This window comes from Chryseobacterium sp. Leaf394 (assembly GCF_001424105.1).
Taxonomy (GTDB): Bacteria; Bacteroidota; Bacteroidia; order Flavobacteriales; family Weeksellaceae; genus Chryseobacterium.
On record NZ_LMQH01000011.1, the window covers coordinates 223,945 to 249,623 of the forward strand.

19 protein-coding genes and 1 pseudogene are annotated in these 25,679 nt (G+C 38.3%); 16 read left to right on the top strand and 4 right to left on the bottom strand.

Annotated elements, in window-relative coordinates:
- Positions 1 to 251, bottom strand: a pseudogene (locus tag ASG21_RS20300) (hypothetical protein); the annotation flags it as partial.
- A gap of 397 nt (positions 252 to 648) precedes the next feature.
- Between ASG21_RS20300 and ASG21_RS05685 the strand changes: the two are divergent.
- Genes ASG21_RS05685 through ASG21_RS05710 form a run of 6 tightly spaced genes read left to right on the top strand, consistent with a single transcriptional unit; the run spans position 649 to position 7,924 of the window.
- Positions 649 to 2,118, top strand: coding sequence for an ATP-binding protein (locus ASG21_RS05685; protein ID WP_056076927.1), 1,470 nt, complete (start codon positions 649 to 651; stop codon positions 2,116 to 2,118).
- A 4-nt stretch (positions 2,119 to 2,122) separates the two neighbouring features.
- Entirely contained in the window at positions 2,123 to 5,734 is a 3,612-nt protein-coding gene (locus ASG21_RS05690) for a response regulator (RefSeq protein ID WP_056076929.1), read from the top strand.
- A 7-nt stretch (positions 5,735 to 5,741) separates the two neighbouring features.
- The gene (locus ASG21_RS05695) at positions 5,742 to 6,107 is read left to right on the top strand and encodes a response regulator (protein ID WP_056076931.1); all 366 of its coding nucleotides are present in this window, start codon (positions 5,742 to 5,744) and stop codon (positions 6,105 to 6,107) included.
- Complete coding sequence (locus ASG21_RS05700) at positions 6,107 to 6,937, top strand: protein-glutamate O-methyltransferase CheR (RefSeq protein WP_056076933.1); 831 nt, start codon at positions 6,107 to 6,109, stop codon at positions 6,935 to 6,937. Before ASG21_RS05695 ends, ASG21_RS05700 begins: the two co-directional genes overlap by 1 nt.
- A gap of 13 nt (positions 6,938 to 6,950) precedes the next feature.
- Positions 6,951 to 7,532 carry a chemotaxis protein CheB gene (locus tag ASG21_RS05705; protein ID WP_056082159.1) on the top strand — a complete coding sequence of 194 codons (582 nt, stop codon included), beginning with the start codon at positions 6,951 to 6,953 and terminating at the stop codon, positions 7,530 to 7,532.
- A gap of 29 nt (positions 7,533 to 7,561) precedes the next feature.
- Entirely contained in the window at positions 7,562 to 7,924 is a 363-nt protein-coding gene (locus tag ASG21_RS05710) for a response regulator (RefSeq protein ID WP_056076935.1), read from the top strand.
- A 97-nt stretch (positions 7,925 to 8,021) separates the two neighbouring features.
- Here the strand turns inward: ASG21_RS05710 and ASG21_RS05715 are convergent, their stop codons facing one another.
- Positions 8,022 to 10,175 carry an outer membrane beta-barrel protein gene (locus tag ASG21_RS05715; RefSeq protein WP_056076936.1) on the bottom strand — a complete coding sequence of 718 codons (2,154 nt, stop codon included), beginning with the start codon at positions 10,173 to 10,175 and terminating at the stop codon, positions 8,022 to 8,024.
- Positions 10,176 to 10,643: 468 nt separating this feature from the next.
- Here ASG21_RS05715 and ASG21_RS05725 point away from each other — a divergent pair, with 468 nt between their 5' ends.
- Positions 10,644 to 13,994, top strand: coding sequence for a DEAD/DEAH box helicase (locus ASG21_RS05725; protein WP_056076940.1), 3,351 nt, complete (start codon positions 10,644 to 10,646; stop codon positions 13,992 to 13,994).
- 83 nt (positions 13,995 to 14,077) lie between these two features.
- Here ASG21_RS05725 and ASG21_RS05730 read toward each other — a convergent pair whose 3' ends face one another.
- Positions 14,078 to 15,208, bottom strand: a complete 1,131-nt coding sequence (locus ASG21_RS05730; RefSeq protein ID WP_056076941.1) for an MBL fold metallo-hydrolase — start codon at positions 15,206 to 15,208, stop codon at positions 14,078 to 14,080.
- Positions 15,208 to 15,852, bottom strand: coding sequence for an NAD-dependent epimerase/dehydratase family protein (locus ASG21_RS05735; protein WP_056076943.1), 645 nt, complete (start codon positions 15,850 to 15,852; stop codon positions 15,208 to 15,210). The genes ASG21_RS05730 and ASG21_RS05735 overlap by 1 nt, the downstream gene beginning before the upstream one ends.
- 140 nt (positions 15,853 to 15,992) lie before the next feature.
- Here ASG21_RS05735 and ASG21_RS05740 point away from each other — a divergent pair, with 140 nt between their 5' ends.
- From ASG21_RS05740 to ASG21_RS05780, 9 genes are all read left to right on the top strand, one after another.
- Positions 15,993 to 17,726 (top strand): UvrD-helicase domain-containing protein, encoded by a 1,734-nt coding sequence (locus ASG21_RS05740; protein WP_056082167.1) that lies wholly within the window; start codon positions 15,993 to 15,995, stop codon positions 17,724 to 17,726.
- A gap of 115 nt (positions 17,727 to 17,841) precedes the next feature.
- Positions 17,842 to 18,651, top strand: coding sequence for an SDR family oxidoreductase (locus tag ASG21_RS05745; RefSeq protein ID WP_056076946.1), 810 nt, complete (start codon positions 17,842 to 17,844; stop codon positions 18,649 to 18,651).
- A gap of 11 nt (positions 18,652 to 18,662) precedes the next feature.
- Positions 18,663 to 19,574, top strand: coding sequence for a helix-turn-helix transcriptional regulator (locus ASG21_RS05750; protein WP_056076948.1), 912 nt, complete (start codon positions 18,663 to 18,665; stop codon positions 19,572 to 19,574).
- 7 nt (positions 19,575 to 19,581) lie between these two features.
- Positions 19,582 to 19,914: a nuclear transport factor 2 family protein gene (locus ASG21_RS05755; protein ID WP_056076950.1), complete on the top strand. Its 333-nt coding sequence runs from the start codon at positions 19,582 to 19,584 to the stop codon at positions 19,912 to 19,914.
- A gap of 336 nt (positions 19,915 to 20,250) precedes the next feature.
- Positions 20,251 to 20,670 (top strand): cupin domain-containing protein, encoded by a 420-nt coding sequence (locus ASG21_RS05760; protein ID WP_241773459.1) that lies wholly within the window; start codon positions 20,251 to 20,253, stop codon positions 20,668 to 20,670.
- 72 nt (positions 20,671 to 20,742) lie between these two features.
- Complete coding sequence (locus ASG21_RS20565) at positions 20,743 to 21,741, top strand: carboxymuconolactone decarboxylase family protein (protein ID WP_241773460.1); 999 nt, start codon at positions 20,743 to 20,745, stop codon at positions 21,739 to 21,741.
- Positions 21,742 to 21,867: 126 nt separating this feature from the next.
- Positions 21,868 to 22,455 carry a 2Fe-2S iron-sulfur cluster-binding protein gene (locus ASG21_RS05770; protein WP_056076952.1) on the top strand — a complete coding sequence of 196 codons (588 nt, stop codon included), beginning with the start codon at positions 21,868 to 21,870 and terminating at the stop codon, positions 22,453 to 22,455.
- Positions 22,452 to 23,429, top strand: coding sequence for a xanthine dehydrogenase family protein subunit M (locus ASG21_RS05775; RefSeq protein ID WP_056076953.1), 978 nt, complete (start codon positions 22,452 to 22,454; stop codon positions 23,427 to 23,429). Before ASG21_RS05770 ends, ASG21_RS05775 begins: the two co-directional genes overlap by 4 nt.
- Positions 23,430 to 23,442: 13 nt before the next feature.
- Complete coding sequence (locus ASG21_RS05780; RefSeq protein WP_056076955.1) at positions 23,443 to 25,656, top strand: xanthine dehydrogenase family protein molybdopterin-binding subunit; 2,214 nt, start codon at positions 23,443 to 23,445, stop codon at positions 25,654 to 25,656.
- Positions 25,657 to 25,679 lie beyond the last annotated feature (23 nt).

A 25,679-nucleotide genomic window follows, 5' to 3' on the forward strand; every position in this document is an offset into this window, starting at 1 on the left:
TGATCAATATCAAGAGAAACTTTTTCGTAGGCTTTATAACTGTAAGAATCGAGGCTGCGGGGAGAATTAGAATAATAAAGCCGGTCTGCTTTCCTCAAGATTTCAAGTGCTTTTGGATCACTTTTATTTTCCAGAATTATGGTTTCAATTTCCTGAATTTTTTCGTTTTCAGAGTTTGCAGTTTTGCTCTTCGATTGAGAAAAACCAAAAATCATCATGCATAAGGAAAGAAACGTGAAAAAACTTTTCATACTAAATCAGCCTCAAAATTAAGCATATCGATTAGATTTCGAGTCTTTTAAATTATAAATTTTTGTGAATGAAAGTTAAAAATGGAAAATATAAACATGATGTGATTTCCAGTTTGATAATTTTTAATATCAAATGAATTTGAATTTCACGTGTTGTTCATAACTGATTATGTAATAAAATCTCTGTTAAAATAAAATCACTAAATATCATAGCAGATCAAAAATAATATCGTGAATTAAATTTTTTAAAATTAAACTTCAAACCGCTCAACCTAAAATATTTGGGTGGTGAACAGGGTACCACAAGTTTCTCCGGCGGTAAAAAAGTTGGTGTTATTCCGATTTTTAGCACTATTTTTGATGAGCAAGCCAAACATTCCAATCAGAATTAATACTCATGATCTTAATCGTAGATGATAATGAAAATAATCTTTTCTCACTGAAAAGACTGCTTCAATCTCAGGATTTTCCTGTTGATACGGCGTCATCAGGAGAAGAGGCCCTCACCAAAGCTTTAAAAAAAACATATTCTCTTATCATCCTTGATGTTCAGATGCCTGATATGGATGGTTTTGAGGTGGCAGAAACCCTTTCCGGATACAGTAAAACCAAAGAAATTCCCATTATATTTCTCTCCGCAGTTAATACCGATAAAAGATTCATTGCAAAAGGCTATGCCTCCGGTGGAATCGATTACGTTACCAAGCCTGTGGATCCTGAAATCCTGATGCTGAAAGTGAAAACCTTCAACAATCTTCAGGAGCAGAGCATTGCACTCAAAAAAAACCAGCAGAGCCTCGAGCTCGAGATAAAAGGCCGCCGCGAAATGCAGGTGAGTATGAAATCCAGGATTGATCACTTCCATCTCATGCTTGAAGCGCTGCCACAGATTGCATTTACTTTAAACCAAAACGGAGACGTAGATTTTGTGAACGGAAAATGGTATCAATATTCAGACAAAGAAACTGAATTTCCTGAAACTCATGTCGACGACCTTAATATTCATGAAGAATTTGAGCGGTTCAGAAAAAAGAAGAAGGCCTTTGAGCTTGAAGCAAGAATCAAAAACCTGCATTCGGGCGATTTCAGGTATCATTTGCTAAAAATGTCTCCGGTTCTTGAAGGCGAAGTTGTAAAAAACTGGGTAGGAACCTTTACTGATATTGAAGATCAGAAAAAGGTGGAAAAAGAAAAAGATGAGTTCTTAAGTATTGCAAGTCATGAGCTTAAAACTCCGCTCACCAGTATAAAAGCTTACATTCAGTTACTGGTACGTAAGCTCAGACTGGCACCGGAATGTGCTGAAGCAGGTTATCTCAGCCGCACTCAGGATCAGATTGATAAACTCAATAATCTCATCACCGATCTACTCGATGTTTCCAAAATCGATAACGGAAAACTGAAAATCAACAGAAAATCCGGTAATCTGGAAAGCGTTATTCAGAATGCGATCGATACCATTATTCAGACCCATGATCATCTTGACTTAAAAATTGACTGGCACGGTAAAAGACCGGGTCAGACTTTTCTTTTTGATGAGGTAAGAATCGAGCAGGTCATCATCAATTTTTTAACCAATGCCATCAAATATTCGCCTAAGAACAACCAGATTATCATCAGCACATTTGCAGATGATGATGAGGTGAAAGTGAGCGTCACAGATTTCGGAATCGGTATCCCGGATTTCAAGCAGGATGCTGTTTTCCGGAAATTTTACAGGGTAGAAGAATCCTCAGTACAGTTTCAGGGTATGGGAATCGGGTTGTACATCTGTGCAGAAATCATCAAGCAGCATCATGGCAATATCGGTCTTTCAAGTATTGTAGGTGAAGGTTCAACGTTTTATTTTACACTTCCTTTAAATTAATTTTATGGCTAAAAAATTCCTGAGAAATTTACAGTACGGAGTGGGTTTTTCACTTTTAGTATTGATCTTAAGTTCCGTGGCATCGTTTTTCAGCTATCAGCGTCAGATCAACAACAGAGAAGAACTTTCAAAAAGTAAGCGTGCCATCACGGCAATGAAAGATGTGATGATTGCGCTTCTGGATGCCGAAACCGGCAACAGAGGTTATCAGCTCACAGGAAAAACCAGTTTTCTGGAACCGTACAATTTGAGTATGGTTGCCCTTCCTAAGGCTATGGAAAATGCTTCGGCACAGGAAGTTACAGATGTAAGTCAGCAAAAAAGAATTGCAGCGCTTGAAGATAATGTCAACAGCAGAATCAGTAAACTGAAACAGTTTGTAGACCGCCGGAAAAACGGAATTGTTATGTCTGAAGCAGAAATGCTTTCCGGAAAAGAAGATATGGACAACTGCCGGCAGATCGTGCGGGAATTTGTAAAATACGAAGAAGGTGTTCTGACCAGAAAAGACAGAAATCTGAATACTTCTACCACTACAACAGTAATTTTTATCCTTTTTTCTACACTCGCTGCCGTTGTGGTCACTATTTTCTTCTATTTTAAACTTAAAAATGATCTTTTAAGAAGAGAAAAGCTCGAGCGTCAGCTAAAAACCAAGGATCACGAGATTTCAAGAAGGGTAAATGCGATAAAAGAAGTTGCAAACAGGGTAGCACAGGGAGATTACAGCCAAAAGGCATCAGATAATTCTCAGGATGATTTGGGTGACCTTGTAGAATCTCTCAATAACATGACAGATTCTTTGAAAACTTCTTTTGAGGTGATCAACGCAAGCGACTGGAGACAGAAAGGTCTTGTTGCGCTTAATGAATCTCTCGTAGGAAATAAAACCCTGAGAGACGTTTCTCAGGAATCTCTAAATCAGCTGATCAATTATGGAAACTGTATTAATGGTGCTATTTATCTTCTGGAAGACGGAGTTTTAAAACTTTCACATGCATTCGGCCGTGAAAAAAATATGAAACCCATATTTGAATCCGGCGAAGGGATGATTGGCCAGACTTTTCTGCAGAAAAAGGTAAAAGTTTATCATGATTTAAATGATGACAGTTTTACAGCGACATTTGCAGGAAGCGAACTTAAAATTAAAAGTATAGCATTGCTGCCAATCATGTCCGGAAGGCAGATTTATGGGGTGCTTGAGCTTTCATCCGCAGAAAATTTTAATGAAAACAGTCTTCAGTATTTTACAGAAAGTGCTTCAAACATTGCTGTTGCCATTAATGCAGCCAGAGGCCGCGAAAAAGAACAGCGTCTTTTGGAGGAAACCCAGACTCAGGCTGAAGAACTGCAGGTGCAGCATTCTGAACTTGAATCTTTGAATACAGAACTTGAAGCACAAACTCAAAAACTTCAGGCCTCTGAAGAAGAGCTCAAGGTACAGCAGGAAGAGCTGATGCAGATCAATGCCGAATTGGAGGAAAGATCAAAAAGCCTTGAGGAAAAAAATCATCTGATTGCTGAAAGAAATATTGAAATTCAGAAAAAGGCGGAAGAACTTGCGCTGAGTACAAAATATAAGTCAGAATTTTTGGCAAATATGTCTCACGAATTGAGAACTCCGCTGAATTCGATACTTCTTTTGTCAAGATTAATGGCTGAGAATTCTGAAGAAAATCTCAATGATGATCAGGTGGAATCGGCGAAGGTAATTCAGAGTTCGGGAACAAGTCTTCTGCAGCTTATCGATGAAATTCTTGATTTGGCCAAAATAGAATCCGGAAAAATGGATCTTGAATATCTACCTGTACAGATCAGTGATGTGGCAGAGGACATGAGAAAAATGTTCCAGCCGCTTATCCGTGAAAAAGGCCTGGAGTTTAACATCAACATTTCAGATAAAACTTCGGGGCAGATTGTCACAGACAGAATGAGGCTCGATCAGGTTTTAAGAAATCTTCTTTCGAATGCTTTAAAATTTACTTCTGAAGGAAAAATCGATTTAGAAATACTTCCTGATCAGAAAAAGAAAGATTTCATCATTTTTAAAGTTAAAGATTCAGGAATTGGAATTCCCAAAGACAAACAGGCAGTTATTTTTGAAGCCTTCCAGCAGGCCGACGGTTCTACCAGAAGAAAATTCGGAGGTACAGGTCTTGGGCTCTCCATCAGCCGTGAAATTGCAAAGCTTTTGGGAGGAGAACTGGTTCTTGAAAGTGAGCAGAATGTTGGAAGTGAATTCAGCCTGATTATTCCGCTGAAAAACACTGTTAAAAAAAATCCGCAGACTGTAGAAAAAGAAATTCTGGATGTAATTCATACCGATGTGGAAGAGATTATCAATCTTGCGGAAGGATCAGAAGATGCCGTTAAAGTAATTACCCAACCGGTACACAATATTCCAGACGAAATCGAAGACGACAGAAACAACATTCAGGAAGACGATAAGGTAATCCTGATTGTGGAAGACGATACCAATTTTGCCAAGGCATTATTAAAATATTCAAGGAGAAACGGTTACAAAGCAGTAGCAGTTGTACGGGGTGACCATGCTCTCGAGGCAGCCAGAAAATACAGTCCTGTTGCCATACTTCTGGATGTACAGCTTCCGGTAATGGACGGCTGGCAGGCGATGGAACAGCTGAAATCTGATTCATCGGTAAAAAATATTCCTGTTCACATGATGTCTGTCCTGCAGGTGAAAAAAGAAAGTCTGATGAAAGGCGCAATTGATTTTATCTCAAAACCGGTTGCCCTGGATCAGATGACTGAAGTTTTCAGGAAACTTGAGGATGCTTTAAAGAAATCTCCAAAAGTTCTTATTGTAGAAGAAAATGCAAAACATGCTTCAGCACTTTCTTATTTTCTGAGCAATTTCAACATAACACTTTCCGTAGAAACCAATGTGGAAGATAGTGTAAAAGCACTTACGCAGAAAGATACAGACTGTGTAATTCTGGATGTTGGAGCATCAAAAGGAAATGAATATCAGATCATTGAAGAAATTAAGAGTTACGAAGGCTTAGAAAATCTTCCTATTATTATTTTCACCGAAAGAAGTCTTTCTGCCGGAGAAGAACTCAAAATAAGAGAATATGCAGATTCTATCGTGGTAAAAACGGCCCATTCTTACCAGAGAATCTTGGATGAGGTGGGGCTTTTCCTTCATTTGGTTAAAGAGAAAAATTCAAAAGAAAATTATTCTTCGGGTAAAAATCTGGGATCACTTTCAGAAGTTTTAAATGGAAAAAAGATTCTGATCACCGACGATGATGCAAGAAATATCTTCTCGTTAAGCAAAGCCTTGGAAAAATACCAGGTGGAAGTTGTGGTCGCAATGGATGGTAAACAGGCGATGGAACAGATGGCGGTGAATGCAGATATAGATGTGGTTTTGATGGATATGATGATGCCTGAAATGGACGGTTACGAAACCATCAGAGAAATCAGAAAGAATCAAAAATATTCTAAGCTGCCGATTATTGCTGTGACGGCTAAATCTATGGTGGGCGACCGTCAGAAATGTATTGATGCCGGTGCTTCAGACTATATTTCAAAACCTGTGGATCTCGATCAGTTGTTGTCTCTTTTAAGGGTTTGGCTTTACGAAAATTAATATTGGGATGAAGAAGAAAATCTTAATTGTAGATGACGATCCGCGAAATATTTTCGCTCTGAAACTTACTTTAAAATCTAAAGGTTTTGAAGTTCTGGATGCGTCAATGGTAGATGAAGCACTGTCAGTAATTAAAGAAAATAAAGATATTTCCGTAGTTTTAATGGATATGATGATGCCGGAGAAAGACGGATATCAGGCTTTAAAAATAATCTCAGAAACCCCTGAAATATCAGATATTCCGGTAATTGCCGTAACCGCTCAGGCGATGACGGGTGATCGCGAGAAATGTCTGGATGCCGGAGCAAAAGACTACATCACAAAACCGATTAACGTGGAACTTTTATTAAAAGCAATTCAAAAATTAGCCTGATGCTGGAGCCGAGTATTGTAAAAGACGAAGAAGTAGAATATCTCATCCGGGATGTTTATGATCTTTACGGCTACGATTTTTCCAGATACAGCCGAGCATCTTTCAAAAGACGGATCAACAGATTGTGCCTGATCGATAAATTTACCAGCTTTGCAGAACTCCGGTACACCATCATCACCGAACCCGAATATCTGAAACGGTTTGTGGAAGAAATTACAGTGAACGTCACAGAAATGTTTCGTGATCCTCTGTTTTTTAAAGAACTGAGAGAGCAGATTTTGCCGCATCTGGGAACTTTTCCACTCATAAGAATCTGGGTGGCAGGCTGTTCAACGGGGGAGGAGGCCTATTCGATGGCGATTTTACTGAAAGAGGCCGGACTTTACGAGAAATGTCTGATTTATGGTACAGATCTAAATCCATCCGTTTTAGAGCAGGCAAGATCTGGCGTTTTTCCAATGCATCAAATGAAGCAGTACTCAGAAAATTATATGCTTTCAGGCGGCAAAAGAGACTTTTCGGAATACTACACTGCCAATTACGACAGCGTACAGTTTGATAAGAGCCTTCAGAAAAAGCTGATTCTGTCAACTCACAATCTGGTGTCCGACAGTTCGTTCAATAGTTTTCAGTTGATTATCTGCAGAAATGTTTTGATTTATTTTGAAAAAGATCTGCAGGAAAGAGTTTTTAAACTTTTTGATGACAGTTTAGAGAATTTAGGCTATCTTGCTTTAGGTTCAAAAGAAACTTTGAGATTTTCAAATCTTAAAAAATCCTATGAAACCGTGAGCGAACAGAAAATCTGGAAAAAAACAGAACATCACTAAGATGAATCAGAGCATGAATTATGAATATGGATTGGTACTTATCGGCGGATCTGCCGGAAGCCTTCATGTGATTATGGAAATGCTTAAAAAGATAGATTTCAGTCTGAATTTCCCTGTGGTAATCGTGGTGCACAGAAAACCGTATTCCACGAGTGTACTTCCGGTTTTGCTGCAACAGTTTACAGAGATTGAAGTCATTGAAATAGAAGATAAAACAGATCTTCTGCCCAATAAAATCTATATTGCACCGGCAGATTATCACCTGCTTTTTGAAGATACAAAATCCGTATCTTTAGACAGTTCAGAAAAGATGAATTATTCGCGCCCGTCTATAGATGTAACTTTCAGATCTGCAGCCGAAATTTTTGGTTTAAATCTTGCAGCGGTGCTGCTTTCAGGAGCCAATTCTGATGGTGTGGAAGGTTTAAAATATGTGAAGATCAACGGAGGCAGAGTGTGGATTCAGAATCCTGAGACCGCGGAGGTGGACTATATGCCCAGGATGGCTTTGGGGCAGGTGGAATATGACCTTGTATTCAACCCAGATGAACTGGCAGAATTGCTGAGGAATTTGAAAATAGAGAGAGATAAATAATATATTAATTAAGCAAGTTTTTAGAGTAAATGAACAAAAAGAAGATCTTAATATTTGATGATGACACTACAATTCTTGAGGTGGTTACCATCATTTTTGAGGAAAACGGTTACGATGTCGAGATTTCCGAAACTTCGCACGACATCATGGAAAGAGTAGAAAATTTCCGTCCCGATCTTATTTTGATGGACAATTGGATCCCGAATATCGGAGGTGTGGAAGCCACAAAAAAACTTAAAAATCATCCCGATTTTAAAGCCATTCCCGTAATCTATGTAACGGCAAATAATGATATTGCCAAACTTGCAAAGGAAGCCGGCGCAGATGATTTTGTTGCCAAACCTTTTAACCTTGATGATATTGAGGAGAAAGTGGCGAAATATCTACAGTAGATCAAAACAGTGTACAGACAATGCAAAAATCCTTTCAAATAAAATTAAAAGGATTTTTGTTTTGTCACGTATTTAAATTTTTTTAAATGCTGTTTTTCTACTTTCCGCCACCGCTGTTTTTTTCAACATCGGTTTTGGTGTTTTCTTTTACTTTCTGATTTCCAAAACGTTTCACAAAAGTAAGTGAAACTCCGTGCCAGTCTGATTTGGTTATATTTCTGTTGCTTCCGATTTGGCTGTACGTCGTAGAGTCAAAATTTGGTCTCCCAAAGATATTCATCAGCTGTAAACTGACTTCCATCTGTGTTTTCGGGAAGATTTTTGTGGCAGAAATATTATGGAAAACATTCGTCACATTCGCGACAGAATTTCCGCTGTTCTGATTGGAAACTTCTACCCAAGCACTGAGGTTAATGTTTTTATTCCACAAATTGGTATAGGTAAGATTGGTCGATCCTGACCAGAAACTCAGATAGTCTGATGCCTCGCGCAGTTCATTTCTTTCATTGAAATCGGTATTGTCTGTATAGTTCCATCCGAAACCGAGATTTACAGTCAGTTTGTTTTTTAGAAATGTCTGGTTGGTATTTGCATAAAGACTGTACTTGTGTACTTTCCCAAGAAAATTGGTAGGTTCCGAGATAATTTTATCGCCTTCGGTTACATAAGCCTGCCAGTAATCCTGCTTGATGAAGGTGTATCTGGCTGAGAGAAAATATTTCTTTTTAAATCCAAATTTCATGTAAAGCCTGTCGCTTGGGTTGGGCAGAAGATTCATATTTCCTCTCGTGAAAAATCCGTCGGTTCCGGGTTGCAGAAACGGGTTGAATTCTGCATACCAAGGTCTCCAGAGATTTCTGTTGTAGGTTAAACTTAAATCATAATTTTCTGAAAAAGAGTATTTCACCAAAAAATTCGGTAAAAAAGTTCCGTAAGAATCCCTTCTCGAAGTTCCGGCAACGTCCTGACGAAGCTTGAAATCGATGTATTCATATCTTAAACCAATTCTCGTCTCCAGTTTCTTAAAAAATGTTTTCGAATAATTGGCGTACAGCGAGCTGATGTTGTCTTCGTAATGAAATACATCTCTGGTTCTTAATCCTTCGGGCAGAGTTCCGTAGAGTGTGTTGGGAATTACATTGTTGTTAAAATCTATTTTACCACCGATTTCAAAATTTCCGCCTTCTTTTCCGATAGGTTGGGTGTAGTCAACTTTCAGGTAATAATTTCGGTTTTCAACATCAGAAATTCCACCGATTTCCTGAATTGCGGTCTTGTCTGTAAACACTGTATTTCTCAGAAAATAACTGTTTTCAGATTGTCCGTTGTAGTTGCTTCCAAGATTGATGTCGAGAATTCTGTTTTTTTCTTTATCATAATATTTATAGAAAACATTGCTCCCCAAAGTCCTGTTCATGCTGTTGGAACTCTGACTCTGGTTTCTCAGATAATCAAAATTTCCGTTCTTAGACTGCGTAGATTCAAGCTCTGAAGTATTGTCGCCTTTGCCCTGATAATATTCCAGAATAACACCGACAGTATTTTTATCGTTGATTTCATATTCCGAAGTCGAAGATACAGAAGGATTTTTGCCTCTGTAAATATTTTGCGTCGAGCCTTGGGTAATTATATTATTTTCGTTGATTGTGTTCACAAAAGAGTTTCCCTGCACCCATGTGTTGTCGCTGTAGCTTCCCACCAAAGTCTGAGTGAAATTTTTTCTGTGGTAATTCAGATTAAAATTGGTGTACTGAGAATTTTGCGTATTCTGTCTGTTATTCAGCGTTACACTTCCTTTCAGACCTTCATCGTCCCGTTTTTTCAAAACAATATTAATCACAGATCCGGTGGCGTCATATCTTGCGGAAGGGCTGGTGATGACTTCAATTTTCATCAGATTGTCTGCCGGAATTGTCTTCAGATATTCCTTAAGTTCCTTGCCTGTAAATACAGATTTTCTGTCGTTGATGTAGACCGTTACAGATTCACCTTCGGCTTTCAGGGCATCGTTGTTATCAACACTTACCAAAGGCGTCATTCTCAAAACATCCCACGTGGTGTTACCCGCGAGAATCGAGCTGTTGGCAACATTAAAAACCGTACGGTCAACCTTTGATTCTACAGTCGGCTTTTTTGCAACAAATGTAACCTCCTTTATTTCATTCACTTTTGCATCTGCACTGTCTTTTTTTTCCTGAGAAAAGGCAAGACTACCTATCAGTAAAGCGATCGGTGTTATTAGTTTTTTCATTAAAAGTTTATAATCTTACCCATAAGACACCCGACGGGGAATATTTGTTACAGGAATTGAATGTTAAATATTGTTAATTAATTTCAAAGTTTTAGTAAGCTGATATTAATGAGGTACTTCCAACAGGAGGACTGTAAAAAGAAAGTTGTTGACACATCAATATTAGAAATAAAACAGTTTATTTGGGCGTATCCCTTTGCATTGCCATTCCACAACGCTGGCAGGGTTTCAAACCCTGCCAGCGTTCCCCACACCAAATGCAAGCGGGTCGGGCTATCCTCTTTATCTTTTTTGTTTTGCCAATCCGCAACCCATTCCAAAAACAAAAAAGGATGCCGCATCTATCCCTTACGCAGAACAGATGTTTCAGGCTTTTTCATTAATTTAGCATCATTAAAAATTCTGATTAGATACACAGTTTCCTGATACATCAGTCATATTACAACATCAACTTCTCTGAATAACGACATGCAACACCAGAAAAATCAATATGTTTTCGATCAGATCAACCTCTCAGGTTTTTCAGTTTTTGATCTGCAAAAGCACTGTTCAGAAAGGGTTGGTATTGAAAAAGAAAATTTAAAAGACATTCAGCCTTATTTTATTGAAATCAATTCCGGTGTTTTTTTTAAACCTTCAGCTAACCTTGATTTCCCCAGCGTTGCGGTAAATTTAATTGGAAGTTCGCTGATTGTAGACTGTCCGTGCGATGCGCCGAAAACCAGAATGTGTACACACCAGGCTCAGGTTTTATATACCATTATTGAACGACAGGATTTGCGTGTATTTTTTGATGAAAAATTGAGAAGAAAGAAATTAGAAGACTTCGCAAAAGATTACGGCCTGGAAAATGAACCCAGTCTTGACGACTTCTTTCAATTGGAACACGTCAATCAATCTCTACGCATTGAGCCTAAAATTAAAGAGCTGATCAAATTGAATGCTGATGAACTAAAGCAGAAATTATTGCCAAAAAACACACAGGACTTTCACGAAGTTAAAACTGCTCAGGAGTCAAAGAAAATGTTTCTGCTGATAAAAAAACATAAATACGATGACCGGTTCAGTATTGAACTTTTTGAATCAGAAACTACACAGTCCGGAAAAATTAAAAATCCGGTAACCTCAATCGACCCTTCAGGTTTAATCTGGAAAGCTGAAACTGTTAATGAAGCAAAATTCTTTACCGCAGTTTCAAAATTTGAAAATAATCTCAACGAAGAAAAAAATGAAGCCGATCTTGAAGCTTTAAAAATCGTGGTGAAAAATCCGCTTAATCTGCCCGTTTTTTATCATGACAAAAACATATCGGAAAACGTTTCTGCTAAATCTATTGTTCCGGTTAATATTAAACCATTAAATGTCGATATCGAGCTTTCAGTTTTCAAAAAAGAACCCTTCTTTGAAATCACCGGCGGGCTGTGGCTGAATGATGTTTTGCAGCCATTCAGGAATCTTAAAATTCAGTTTCAGTACTTTCTTTTCCACGAAAACACTTTAAACCTGATCACCAATCTGGATATGCTCCGTGTACTTGAGTTTTTCAAATCCAACAGAGAGATTTTGCTGGTGCATTCTTCAAAATTTGAAGAATTTAAAGACAGCATTCTTTCCAGCCTGGAAAAGCAGATTAAAATCAATTACTCTTATATAAAACCCGCTACCAAAAAGCAACTGGAAGAAAAATCCTTTGATGAAAAGATTGAAAAAATTATCTATCTCGCAGACCAGAATGATTATATTTCAATCACGCCTGTGATGAAATATGGTCAGGTGGAAGTACCCGTTTTTTCAAGAAAACAGATTTTTGATACCGATCAGAATGGCAATATTTTTAAGGTTGAAAGAGACGACAGAGAAGAAATAAAATTCACGGCGGCCATCATGCAGCAACATCCCGAATTTGCCGAACAGATCGAGCAATACGAGTATTTTTATCTGCACAAAAATAAATTTCTGGATGAAGAATGGTTTTTGGAAACTTTTGAAAATTGGCGGAATGAAGGAATCATTATTTTAGGTTTCAATGATTTAAAAAAGAATAAACTCAATCCCAATAAAGCTGTTGTTTCCATCCAGGTTGTAAGCGGAATCAACTGGTTTAATACTGAAGTCAATGTGAAATTCGGGAATCAAACGGCATCATTAAAACAACTGCATAAATCCATCCGGAATAAAAACAAATTTGTGCAACTCGATGACGGAACCAACGGGATTTTGCCTGAAGAATGGATGAAAAAACTGAACCGTTATTTTCAGTCAGGTGAAATCTATGACGAACTTCTGCGGTTGCCAAAAAGTAATTTTTCTGATGTCAAAAACCTTTTTGAGCAGGACGTTTTAAGCAAAGAAGTTACTGAGGAAATTGATTCGTACAACAAAGCATTTTTTGAAGATCAAAACATCCCCGAAAGTGAAGTTCCGGCAGAATTAAATGCCACGCTGCGCGACTACCAAAAACAGGGGCTCGACTGGCTGAATCATTTGGATAATTTCAATTTTGGAGGTTGTCTAGCCGACGATATGGGATTGGGAAAGACTTTGCAGATTATCGCATTTATTCTTTCACAAAATAAAAAACGTTCTGAAAACACCAATCTTGTTGTAGTGCCAACTTCTTTACTGTTCAATTGGCAGGCGGAAGTAGAAAAATTTGCTCCTTCACTCAAAATAATGACGCATTACGGGTCCAACAGAATTAAAAACACAAGTCTGTTTGCAGGTCACGAAATAGTGCTGACCTCTTATGGAATGCTGCTTTCCGATATCCGGTTTTTAAAAGAATTCAACTTCAATTATATCTTTCTGGATGAATCTCAGGCCATTAAAAACCCAAACTCTGAACGGTACAGAGCTGCAAGATTATTAAAATCACGAAACAAAATCGTTCTCACAGGTACACCGATTGAAAACAATACTTTTGATCTTTACGGACAGCTATCCTTTGCCATTCCTGGTTTATTGGGCAGTAAGGAATATTTCAGAGATATTTATTCCACACCGATCGACAAGTTTGAATACACCAAAAGAGCAAAAGATTTACAGAAAAAAATAAAACCATTCATTCTCAGAAGGACGAAGAAGCAGGTCGCAACAGAGCTTCCCGACAAAACGGAAATGGTGATTTACTGCGAAATGGGAGAGGAACAAAGGCGGATTTACAATGCCTACGAAAAGGAACTGCGCGAATATATTTCGGCAAAAGATGAAGAGGAAATCGCCAAAGACAGCATGCACGTTCTGACTGGACTGACCAAACTGAGACAGATTTGTGATTCTCCGGTATTGCTCAAAGATGAAGAACAGTTTGGTGAAAGTTCGGCAAAAATCGAAGTTCTGATGGAGCAGATTGAAAACAAATCTGCCCAGCACAAAATTCTCGTTTTCTCACAATTTGTCTCCATGCTTGACTTGATAAAAGCGGAACTTTTAGAAAGAAATATTTCATTTGAATATCTTACGGGACAGACAAAAAACAGAGCCGCCAAAGTCAATGAATTTCAGGAAAATGAAAATGTCAGGGTATTTTTAATAAGTCTGAAGGCGGGAGGAACAGGTTTGAATTTAACAGAAGCCGACTACGTTTACCTCGTCGATCCATGGTGGAATCCAGCGGTAGAAAATCAGGCGATCGACCGCTGTTACCGCATCGGACAGAAGAAAAACGTCATTGCTGTACGGTTAATCTGTCCAAATACAGTCGAAGAAAAAATAATGAAATTGCAGCAGTCGAAAAAAGAACTGGCGAATGATTTGATTACGACAGATCATTCTGTTTTCAGAAATTTATCGAAGCAGGATCTGTTGGAAATGTTGTAAAACAGAGAAAATATCTCATGAAAAATGCACGAATTCAAAACAAATTCGTGCATTTTTTTGCCTGACAGATACTTTTGAATCAATTATTTTACATCTTTCCACCATTGTTTAAATACCTGAGAACGGTCGTCCAGCAACACTTTTTCTCCAATCATCGGGGTTGCCAGTCTGTAAGGTTTTCCAGCTGAGAGTTTTGTCATTTTTTCCAACGGTTCTTTCCACGGATGTCGCGCCAGAGTAAATTTGGAATGATGCACAGGCAGGAGGTTTTTTGCTTTTAATTCTGTTGTTGCCAGCGCCATTTCTTCCGGCAGCTCGTGTACAGATTGCCATGCTTTGTTGTACTGTCCGCATTCCATAATCGCCCAATCTATCTGCGGATATTTTGCTACAACCGTTTTGAAACGGTCACTGTAACCGCCATCGCCACTGTAATAAATATTCATCTTGGGAGACTGAATGTAAAATGACAGCCACAATGCTTTATCAGGTGAAAATCCACGACCGCCACCGTGATGTGTATTTTCTGCAATAATATTGAATTCCGATTTTACGGCTACAGTTTCACCCCAGTCTTTTTCCAGAATCTGTTTTTGTGTGTAGCCCCATTTTTCATAATGTGCTCCGGCTCCAAGACCACAAATTGCAAATTTCACTTTCGGCTGTAATGCTTTTACGGTTTCATAATCCAAATGGTCATAATGATCGTGTGAGAGCAGCATGTAATCGATTTCGGGCATGTCGTCCGCAGAATAAATGTCGCTGCCTTTGTACGCTTTTACGCCCCATGGAGTTGGCGATGCTCTACCGCTGAAAATCGGATCAACCAGAATTTTTACACCATCCAACTGCAAAAAGAAAGAAGAATGCCCAAACCAAACCAACACATTCTCGTCTGCCGGAAGCGATTTCAAATCTGTCTTAACCGAAGGCAGAGCAGTGGTTGGCTCCGTTTCAGGATAGGTTTTGGTCAGTGAATTCCAGCCTTCAGTCCACATGCTGTATCCTTTTGTGATGGTCGGTTTTTCTACAAGATTATGAAAGGTCCCATCTCTGAAATTTTTTGATTTCTTCACCAATTCAAGTCGCTCACCTTCCGGTAACGCGCCGAACTGAGGCTGTTTCATATAAAAATAAGTGGCGATGATGAGAAGGATGATTAACGACAGTAAAACGATGACCGTCCATTTTAATATTTTCAGAAAGCGCTTCATTATTTTGATAATTCTTTAATGTCTTTTGCCTCCAAAATTTGTTTTGAATATCCTTTCAATACTGCATTAATCATTGCTTTCCCTACTTCTGAAAGTTTTAATGTAGGTGCAGAAAAAAATGGTGACAACAGTGGAATCAATATTTTAAAAGTAAACTTGATGTTTTTCTGACCTTTGCTTCCCGTCATAACCGCCGGTCGGAAGTTGTACTGACCTTTGAAAGGCAGTTTCATCAGCGCATTTTCTGTACGTCCCTTCACTCTTGCCCACATTATTTTTCCTTTTTCGCTGCTGTCGGTACCGCTTCCTGAAACGTAAATAAAAGTCATTTCCGGTTTAATTTCTGAGAGCGAAGCTGCAAACGGAACTACAAAATCGTACGTTTTTCTGGTAAAACTTTCTTCATTTTCGCCTACCGAACTGATACCTGCACAAAAGAAATAGCCATCATATTTTTCCAGTAAATCTGAATGCTTTTTGATTTCGGAAAAATCTTTTACAATGAGTTCTTTCAGTTTGGAATGTGACAGTCCGTAAGTTCTTCTGCCGATAATCAGCACTTCATCTACTTTCGGATTTTCAAGGCATTCAAATAAAACACCTTCGCCAACCATTCCTGTTGCTCCCGTGATTATGATTTTCATGTTATGTTTTTTTTACGCTGTAAATATCGCAAAAACAATATGTATCTGATTAAAATTACAAATCATTTTTGCAATTGAAAAATTTCTGTGTTAAATTGCCTGTTGTAATTTTATACATTTCTCAACCAAAAACACAGATAATGGAGTGGACACAGGAGCAGAAAAACATCATTAATTCTACAGGAAATATCAAAATCAATGCGGTTGCCGGCTCCGGAAAAACTACGACCGTTATTGAATATGCCAGAACGAGACCTGAAAACAGCAGGATTCTTTATCTGGCATTTAACAAGTCGGTAAAACTGGAAGCTGCGAAAAAATTTAAGGAAAGGGGACTTCATAATGTCACTATTGAGACGGCACATTCTTTGTCCTATAAAAATGTTGTTTTTCAAAGCAATTATAAAATCAAAGCGCTGGGTTACAAAACCAATGAAATCGTTGAACTCCTCAATCTGCAGGGTAATGGTGAAAAACACACCGAGTATATTATTGCCAATCACATCAACAAATTCATCACTTATTTCTGCAACAGTGATAAACTGAAAGTTCAGGATCTAAATTATCTTGATACCATTACAGATCCCAATGCGAGAATTTTCGTCAGTACATTTTACCAGTATATTCTCACGCAGACCCGAATGTTATTGAGTAAAATGGATAAAGGCGAAATTGAAATCACCCATGATTTTTATCTTAAAAAATTTCAGATTTTAAATCCGAAACTGCCTTTTGATTATATTCTTTTTGATGAAGGTCAGGATGCTTCGTCAGCGATGTTGGATGTATTTTTAAAACAAAATGCAACCAAAGTAATTGTAGGAGATACACATCAACAGATTTATGGGTGGCGTTTTGCAGTTAACTCTCTGGAAAAGGCTGATTTTGAAACGCATCATCTTTCAACAAGTTTCCGCTTCGGACAGGATATTGCGAATCTGGCGATGGAAGTTTTAAAATTTAAAAAACACATCAATCAGCATCAAACCATAACAATAACTGGTAATGGACGGGTTGAAGAAATAAAAACCAAGGCTATTCTTGCAAGAACCAATCTCGGATTATTGTTAAAAGCCATCGAATACGTTACTGAGAAAAAGAATGTAAAACATATCTACTTCGAGGGAAATATCAATTCTTACACGTATGCAGATGAGGGAGCTTCTTTATATGATGTTTTAAATTTAAAGAATGACAAACGGACGTTCATTAAAGATAAACTCATCAAAGCGATGAAAAATATGAAAGAACTGGAAGATTATATCAGTAAAACAGAAGATCTTCAACTCGGGATGATGGTCGAAATTGTAAAAGAATACGGGAATAAAATTCCGAATATCATTAAAACCATCAAGGACAAACACGTCGATGGCGATCAGAAAGAAAAAGCAGAGATGATCTTTTCTACCGTTCACCGCTGCAAGGGAATGGAGTATGACAGTGTGCGGCTGGTGAATGATTTTATTTCTGAAGAAAAACTGGAGAAACAGACGAAAGAGAAAAAGGGTCAGGAAATCAACGCTACAAAACTCAATGAAGAAATCAATCTTCTGTATGTGGCGGTAACACGAACCAAAAATAAGCTACACATTCCCGAATCTTTGATGCCTGTCGGTTTTTATGAGTCTTCACAAATTCAAATTATAAAAGACATTCCGAAGGACGGGAATAAAACTGAAAAATCATATACAGTCGACCAGGTAAGGGAAAAACATAAAGGCGCGTACCAACCCTGGACATCAGAACTTGATCAGGAACTGATGGAACTTTATTCAGAAGGCATCAGCGGAAATGATCTGGCGAAACATTTCGGTCGTACAAAAGGAGCTATAGCTTCACGGATAAAGAAATTAGAGATGGATGATTTTTCATAACAGAAAATTATAAGGTTATCGCCCGTCATTTTGGATACAATGAAACTCAATTTGGCAACATTTCCGGTCGCGCATCTGCAGACATTTGTATTATAAAATTTAAAGAAAATTTACAATGCAAAAAACAATTTTTATCACAGGCGCATCATCAGGATTAGGAAAAGCTACGGCGAAATTATTCCAGTCGAAAGGCTGGAACGTCATCGCAACGATGCGGAATCCACAAAATGAAACTGAGCTTTCGACGCTGGAAAATGTAACACTTCTTCCCTTAGATGTTACCAATTTACAGCAGATTCAGGATACCGTAAAAAAGGCCATCGAACTTCATCCCATTGATGTGGTTTTTAATAATGCAGGTTACGGCTTGATTGGTGCTTTGGAAGCGTTGACAGACGAACAAATCGTCAAACAGCTGGACACCAATTTACTGAGCGTGATTCGTGTAACTCAGGCTTTTATTCCTTATTTCAGAAAAAACAGAAACGGATTATTTATCACGACGACATCGATTGGCGGACTTCTGACTTTCCCTTTGGATTCGCTTTACCACGCCACAAAATGGGCTTTAGAAGGCTGGAGCGAAAGTATGTCGTTTGAATTAGCGTTGCATAATGTTGGCATCAAAACTATTGCGCCGGGCGGAATTAAAACTAATTTTGCAGGAGAATCATTAGCCGTTGCCAGTCATCCGGCTTATGAAGATGGTATGAAGAAATTATTTGAACTGATGAACCCTGATAATTTTGAACCGGTAGGATGGATAGCTGATGTGGTATACGAAGCTGCCACAGACGGAAAAAATCAATTGCGATATGTGACGGGAGAATTTGCCAATCAGCTGTACAACCGTCGTTTGGAAATCGGTTCCGAAGCTGCCGTTCAGGAAATGAAACAGATGGCATTTGGTGATTTAATCAATTAAAAAATGAAGAAATGAATAATCCGATAAAAGTAGATTCTATCTCAAGACTTCACGAGATGTTGGGTTTCGGAAAGCCTGTTCATCCTTTGATAAGCCTCACTGACAATACCAATATGATTGTGGAAAGTGACTTATTGAATCAACATTTTCTGTTCAATTTTTATAAAATTTCTTACAAAAAAACTAGGAAAGGCAAAATTGGATATGGACAAGGTTATTATGATTTCGACGAAGGCGGAATGGTTTTTACCGCGACCAATCAGCTCATTTCCACGAGTGCCGATGATATGGAATACGAGGGTTTGACTTTGCTGATTCATCCTGATTTTTTCAGAAATTATTCATTGGCAACCCATATTAAAAGCTTTGGTTTCTTTTCATATTCTGCCAACGAAGCTTTATTTTTATCGGACAAAGAAAAGCAAACGATATTTTCAGTTTTTGAGAATATTAAGGAAGAATTGAATAATACGATTGACGATTTCAGCCAGGATGTTATCATTTCTCACGTCGAGGTTTTGCTCAATTACAGCAACCGTTTTTACAACAGACAATTCATTACCAGAAAAGCAGTGAATAATGACTTACTTTCGAAAATTGAAGAACTTTTAAATGTCTATTTTGATAAAGAAAACGGCTTGAATCAAGGGTTGCCAACCGTTGAGTTTCTCGCAACCGAACTCAGTCTTTCACCACGGTATTTAAGTGATATGCTTCGGTCTTTGACAGGGCAGAATGCACAACAGCTCATTCACGAAAAACTGATTGAAAAAGCAAAAGATTATCTTACAGCAACCCAACTTTCGGTTGCAGAAATCGCTTATCAGCTTGGTTTTGAGCATCCGCAGTCTTTGAATAAATTATTTAAAAATAAAACCAATCAGACCCCTGTGCAATTTAAGCAAGGTTTTTATCATAACTAAATTTAAAATGAATATAGAAACGTTTATCAAAGAGTGGATTGCAGTCGGCAACAGTTACAACACCGAAAAATATCTTGAGTTTTACAATCAAAACGCTGTTTTGGATGACCCTTCAGTTGGAAAAAAATTCATTGGTCACAGCGGAATAAAAGATTATTTCGTAAATTATTTTATCGGTTACAGAACTCAGACTGAATTGAGGAAATTGGAAATCAGAGAAGATTCGGCTTATTTGGAAGTAGAATTTACTGGAGATTTTCCGGAAGGTAAAATTGGCGGTAGTTTTGATTTTGTTTTTAAAAACGACAAGATTGATTTTGTAAAAGCAGATTTGATTTAAAAATAAAACCTTCCCTATATCAAATTAAGAAGGTTTTTGGAAAATTGTTCAGAAAAATTATTCCTGGAGAGATTTGCCTGAATCAGAAAAGAAATAAGATAATTTCAATAAAATTTACAGAGGTTTATTTGCATTTTGCAGGTAGACCTTTTTTTGTTTTGAATGAAATCAGTAAAAATGGTAGGCAATTCCGTAATCAGTATAACGATGATATGCTGGAATGGACGGAACTTTGTTTAATAACAAGAAGTAGTGAAAATGAAATATTTTTTAACCATAATTCTGCTTGTGTTCGGGCAATTTGCTTTCGCACAACAGACAAAAAATCAAAATAAAATGAAAACAGACATTCCAAAAATAAGTGATTTTCCGACTGGTGAAGAAAACACAGCTTTTGCACAATATTTTATTGGTAAATCTTATTTGGCGCCACTGACGGGCAATAAAGATTTGAATATTCCACTTTCTAATGTTACTTTCGAGCCTGGCTGTAGAAATAATTGGCACAGTCACACCGGCGGACAATTGTTGATTGTGGTTGGTGGCGAAGGATTATATCAGGAAAGAGGAAAACCTGCCCGTCGTTTGAAATCTGGAGATATTGTAGAAATTGCTCCGAATGTTGAACATTGGCACGGCGCAACTGCAAATAGTTGGTTTTCGCATTTGGCTACGACCGGAAATCCTCAAACTAATCAAAATACATGGCTGGAAGCGGTTTCAGATGAAGAATACGCTGAAGCTGACAAAAAATAATTTTCTATGATGAGCAAAAACAAGTTTTTTCAATGGATAATTCTTTTTGTTCTCACATTAAGTTTTACAAAAATGAATGCACAGCAAAATACAGCCACTCAAAATTTAAATACTAAAGAACAAAGTCTGGTAAAGATTTCTTCATTAACGGCTATTGGAAATCTTGAAAATCTGAAAGTGCAGTTGAATGTAGGTTTAGATTCGGGTTTAACGATTAATGAAATCAAAGAAGCTTTGGTACAATTGTATGCTTACTGCGGTTTTCCGAGAAGTTTGAATGCTATTAATACTTTTAAAACTGTTCTCGACGAAAGAAAAACCAAGGGAATTAATGATATAGAAGGAAAGAAAATTATTGTAGAAAATAATGTTGAAGAAAAGTATGAACAAGGCAGAAAAACACTGGAGACACTTACAAAAACGCCACAATCCAAACCAGCACCGGGATTCGGAGAATTTGCGCCGCGAATCGATGCATTTTTAAAAGAGCATTTGTTTGCCGATATTTTTGTGAGTGATGTTTTAAATTATCAGCAAAGAGAATTGGTGACAATTTCCGCTCTGGCTTCTTTAAATGGAGTAGAATCTCAATTGCAATCACATATCGGAATTGGAAAAAATACCGGCATTACGGATAATCAATTAGAACAACTGGCAGATTTGATACAGGAATCAGTGAGCAAAACTCAGGCAAATACAGTACGGAAAATCATCGGAAAACCTACTGTTCCGGTTGTCGGAAATAAGATGATGATCCGCATTTCGGAAATAGAAATTGTTCCCGGGTTTTCAGAAGAATACAGATCAATTCTGAAAGAAGAAGCTTCTGCCTCAGTAAATTTAGAGAAAGGTGTAATTGCCATTTTCCCGATGTACGAACAGAAAAATCCTGCTCAGATCAGGATTTTAGAAATCTATGATGATCAGGAGTCGTATCAGTTTCATCTGCAGACACCCCATTTTAAATTTTATAAAACATCCACTTTAAAAATGGTCAAATCATTGAAACTTATCGATATGAATCAAATTGACAGCGAAACAATGACAGCGGTCTTTTCGAAGCTGAAGTGATGAATGTATTTAAAAACCGATGAAACACTTATTTTATATAGTTCTAAATTAAAAAAGGAAGATGTTTTACCTTAATAAAAAACGTAATTTAGAACAATTGTTTCTCATCAAAAATCAAATATAGCTATGAAAATACCTTCAATCAGCCGCCGGAATTTCCTGATGACTTCAGGATTGCTCGTTTTCTGGTCGGCAATTCCCGTTCATCTCAAAGCAGCGGGCGAAAAAGTGCGGAACCTTTTCGTAACACCGAAGAAAGTTCTTCCGTTGAAAATGAAAGTTAACGGTCAGAACTTCGACCTTAATTTAGATACAAGAACTACAGTTTTAGATATGCTCCGTGAAAATCTTGATCTTACCGGAACCAAAAAAGGCTGTGATCATGGGCAATGCGGCGCTTGTACAGTGCATATCAACGGTGAAAGAGTTTTAAGTTGTCTTACTCTGGCCTGTACAGCACAGCAAAAAGAAATCACAACGATTGAAGGACTTGCCAACGGAGAAAATCTTCATCCGATGCAGAAGGCTTTTATTGAATGTGACGGTTTTCAGTGTGGCTATTGCACGCCGGGTCAGATTATGTCAGCGGTAGCGTGTGTGAAAGAGGGTCATACCGGTTCGGTAGAAGTGATCAAAGAGTTTATGAGCGGAAATCTCTGCCGATGCGGAGCTTATAACGGAATTGTAGAATCTATACAAAAAGTAGCAGGATGAGACCATTTGAATTTTTCAGAAAAGATGATATTGCCAAAACGGTTTCGCAGAAGAATGACAAGGCAAAATTTATCGCAGGCGGAACCAATCTGGTCGATTTAATGAAGAAAAACATCGAGGAGCCGGATTATATTATTGATGTCAATTCAGTTCTATCTGCAACTGTTGAGGCAGATAAAAAGAAACTGCGGATCGGAGCGATGTCAAAAAACTCGTCAGTGGCTAAAAACGCTGATGTTTTAAAAGAATATTCCCTGATTTCCAAGGCGATTTTAGCCGGAGCATCACCTCAAATCAGAAACATGGCTTCGTGTGCCGGAAATATGCTTCAGCGGACAAGATGTCCTTATTTTTATGATATTACAACGCCGTGCAACAAAAGAAAACCGGGCTCGGGATGCAGTGCAAAGGAAGGTGAAAACAGAATGAATGCCGTGATTGGGTACAGTGATGATTGCGTAGCCGTACATCCTTCAGATTTCTGTATTTCTCTTGCAGCTTTGGATGCAACAGTTATTACAAGAAATTCTAAAAATAAAAAAGAAGAAATTGAGTTTAAAAACTTCCACCGACTTCCCGGAAATACACCGAATTTAGATACCAATCTTGCTCAGAATTCCATCATTGAAGCTATTGAAATTCCGAAGAATAATTTTGGTAAAAACAATGCTTATGTCAAACTTAGAGACCGCTCTTCTTACGCATTTGCTCTGGTTTCTGTTGCCGCCGCTTTGGATCTGGAAAACGGAAAAATTAAAGATTCCCGTCTGGCGTCGGGTGGCGTGGCTCATAAGCCGTGGCGTTGGTATGAATCTGAAAATTTTCTGAAAGGGAAGATGCCCACAGCAGAAAATTTTTCAGCTGCAGCAGATTTGGCAATAAAAGATTTGAAACCACTTTCCAATAATGGTTTTAAAAAAGAAATGCTCCGCGGAGCGATGATTACAGCACTTCAAAATAGTTTAAATCCTTAAAAAAAGAATAGATATGGCATTTTTTGATAATGATTTAGATTTCAATATAGGAAAGGAAGGTCGCGCCGAAGCTTTGTTTAAAGTGACCGGCCGTGGCAAATACTCCTCAGAATATAAAACTGAAAATGTAACCTACGCCGTTATTGTCGGAAGTACGGTTGCATCGGGAAAAATTACGGGCATTGATACAGCAGATGCAATGCTTGCAGATGGCGTTCTCGGGATTTTAACACATACCGATAAACCTGTTGTTCCCGGATTGGCATCAGAACAGAAAATTAAAGAAAGTAAAATCGGTCTTCCGGTTTTGCATACAGATACGATTTATTTTAAAGGTCAGCCTGTGGCCGTTGTGATTGCAAAAACGCTGGAGGAAGCTCAGTATGCCGCATCTTTAGTGAAAACGTCATACCAGCAGACAAAGGCAAATGTTGATTTTAAAAATACACATCCTTCAATTCCTTTAAAAAATGATGGGAAAGAAAGAGGAAATACCGAAAACTGGAATTCTTCAGCTTTTAATGTCGAACAGGAATATCACATCGAAGGCGAGGTGCATCATCCCATGGAAATGCACGCAACAATCGCCATCTGGAACGGAAATGACAGGCTAAAATTGTACGATAAGAATCAGGGCGTGAACGGTGTTCAGAATACGGTGGGGAAACTTTTTGATCTCCAGCCTAAAAATATCGAAGTGATCACAGAATTTATGGGCGGCGGTTTTGGTTCAGGACTGAGAGTCTGGCCGAATACTGTTTTAGCGATCATGGCTGCGAAAAAAATTAATAAGCCCGTTAAACTGATGCTCACGCGAACTCAAATGTCCTGTCTGGTCGGCTACCGTCCGGAGTCGTGGCAGAAAATCAAACTGGGAGCTGATGCATCAGGAAAATTTACAGGTTTAATTCACGACAGCAAAAATACAACTTCACTTTACGAAAATTTTCTTGAAAATATTACCAGAATTAGCCGTCTGGCCTATGGTTTTGAGAATTTAAAAACTCAGATGGCAACGGTACCGCTTAACATGTCTACGCCAACGTGGATGCGTGGTCCGGGCGAATGCACCGGAGCTTTTGCCCTGGAATCTGCTATCGATGAACTTTGTTTTAAAATGAATAAAGATCCTCTGGCTGTCAGACTTCAGAATTTATCCGACGTTAAAGATCCTGAAACCGGAAAAGACTGGTCTACTAATTTTGTCAGAGAATGTATGGAAAAAGGAGCCGCGAAAATCGGCTGGAACCAGAGAGACTTGAAACCAAGACAGAAAAAAGAAGGCGACTGGCTTGTAGGTTATGGAATGGGTGTCGGGATGTGGACCGCCGGCGGAGGTAAGGCAAGTGCCGGACTGACAATGGATGTGAACGGAAACGTGACTGTAAAAACCGCCATGACCGATATCGGAACCGGAACGGGAACTTCGATGCGAAATATCGTTCATGAAGTGACCGGAATTCCTTTAAACAAAATTAAAATTGATCTCGGAAAATCCACTCTTCCGCAGGCTCCAAGTCAGGGAGGAAGCCGAGGACTTTCGTCTATCAGCGCATCTTCAAATGCAATTGCTGAAACTTTGAAAAGCAATCTGATTAATTACGCTTCAAAGACCAATCCTGAATTCAAAAATTTAAAATCTTCAGATATTACGCTTACAGATTCGGTCGTTCAGATTAAAAATAAATCAACATCAGTAAGTTTTCAGAAAATTTTCAGTGATAATCAACTCACGGTGATTGAAGTCGAAGAAACTACCCAACCGGGTGATCTTCAGAAAAAATTTGCATTTGCATCCGGAGCAGCACATTTCTGTCGTGTAAAAGTACATGAACTGACCGGAAAAGTGAAAATCGACCGTTTCGTAAGCGTTGTTGACGGTGGAAAAATAGTCAGTGAAAAGCCCGCAAAAAATCAGGTGATCGGTGCCGTTGTTGGTGGAACCGGAATGGCGTTAATGGAAGAAATGACGATTGATAAACGCATCGGTGCCTTGGTAGCAGATGATCTCGCAGGATACCATTTCTCTGTGAACGCAGATGTCCCCATCATCGAAGTTGATTTTATCAACAAACCCGATTTTAATCTCAACGCCAGCGGCGCCAAAGGTTTGGGCGAAGTGGGAATTATCGGTTCGGCAGCAGCGATTGCCAACGCCATCTTCAATGCAACTGGAAAACGTTTCAGGAACTTACCGATTACGCCGGATAAGATTTTAAAAGGATAATTTTAATAAAAACAAAACTCCCG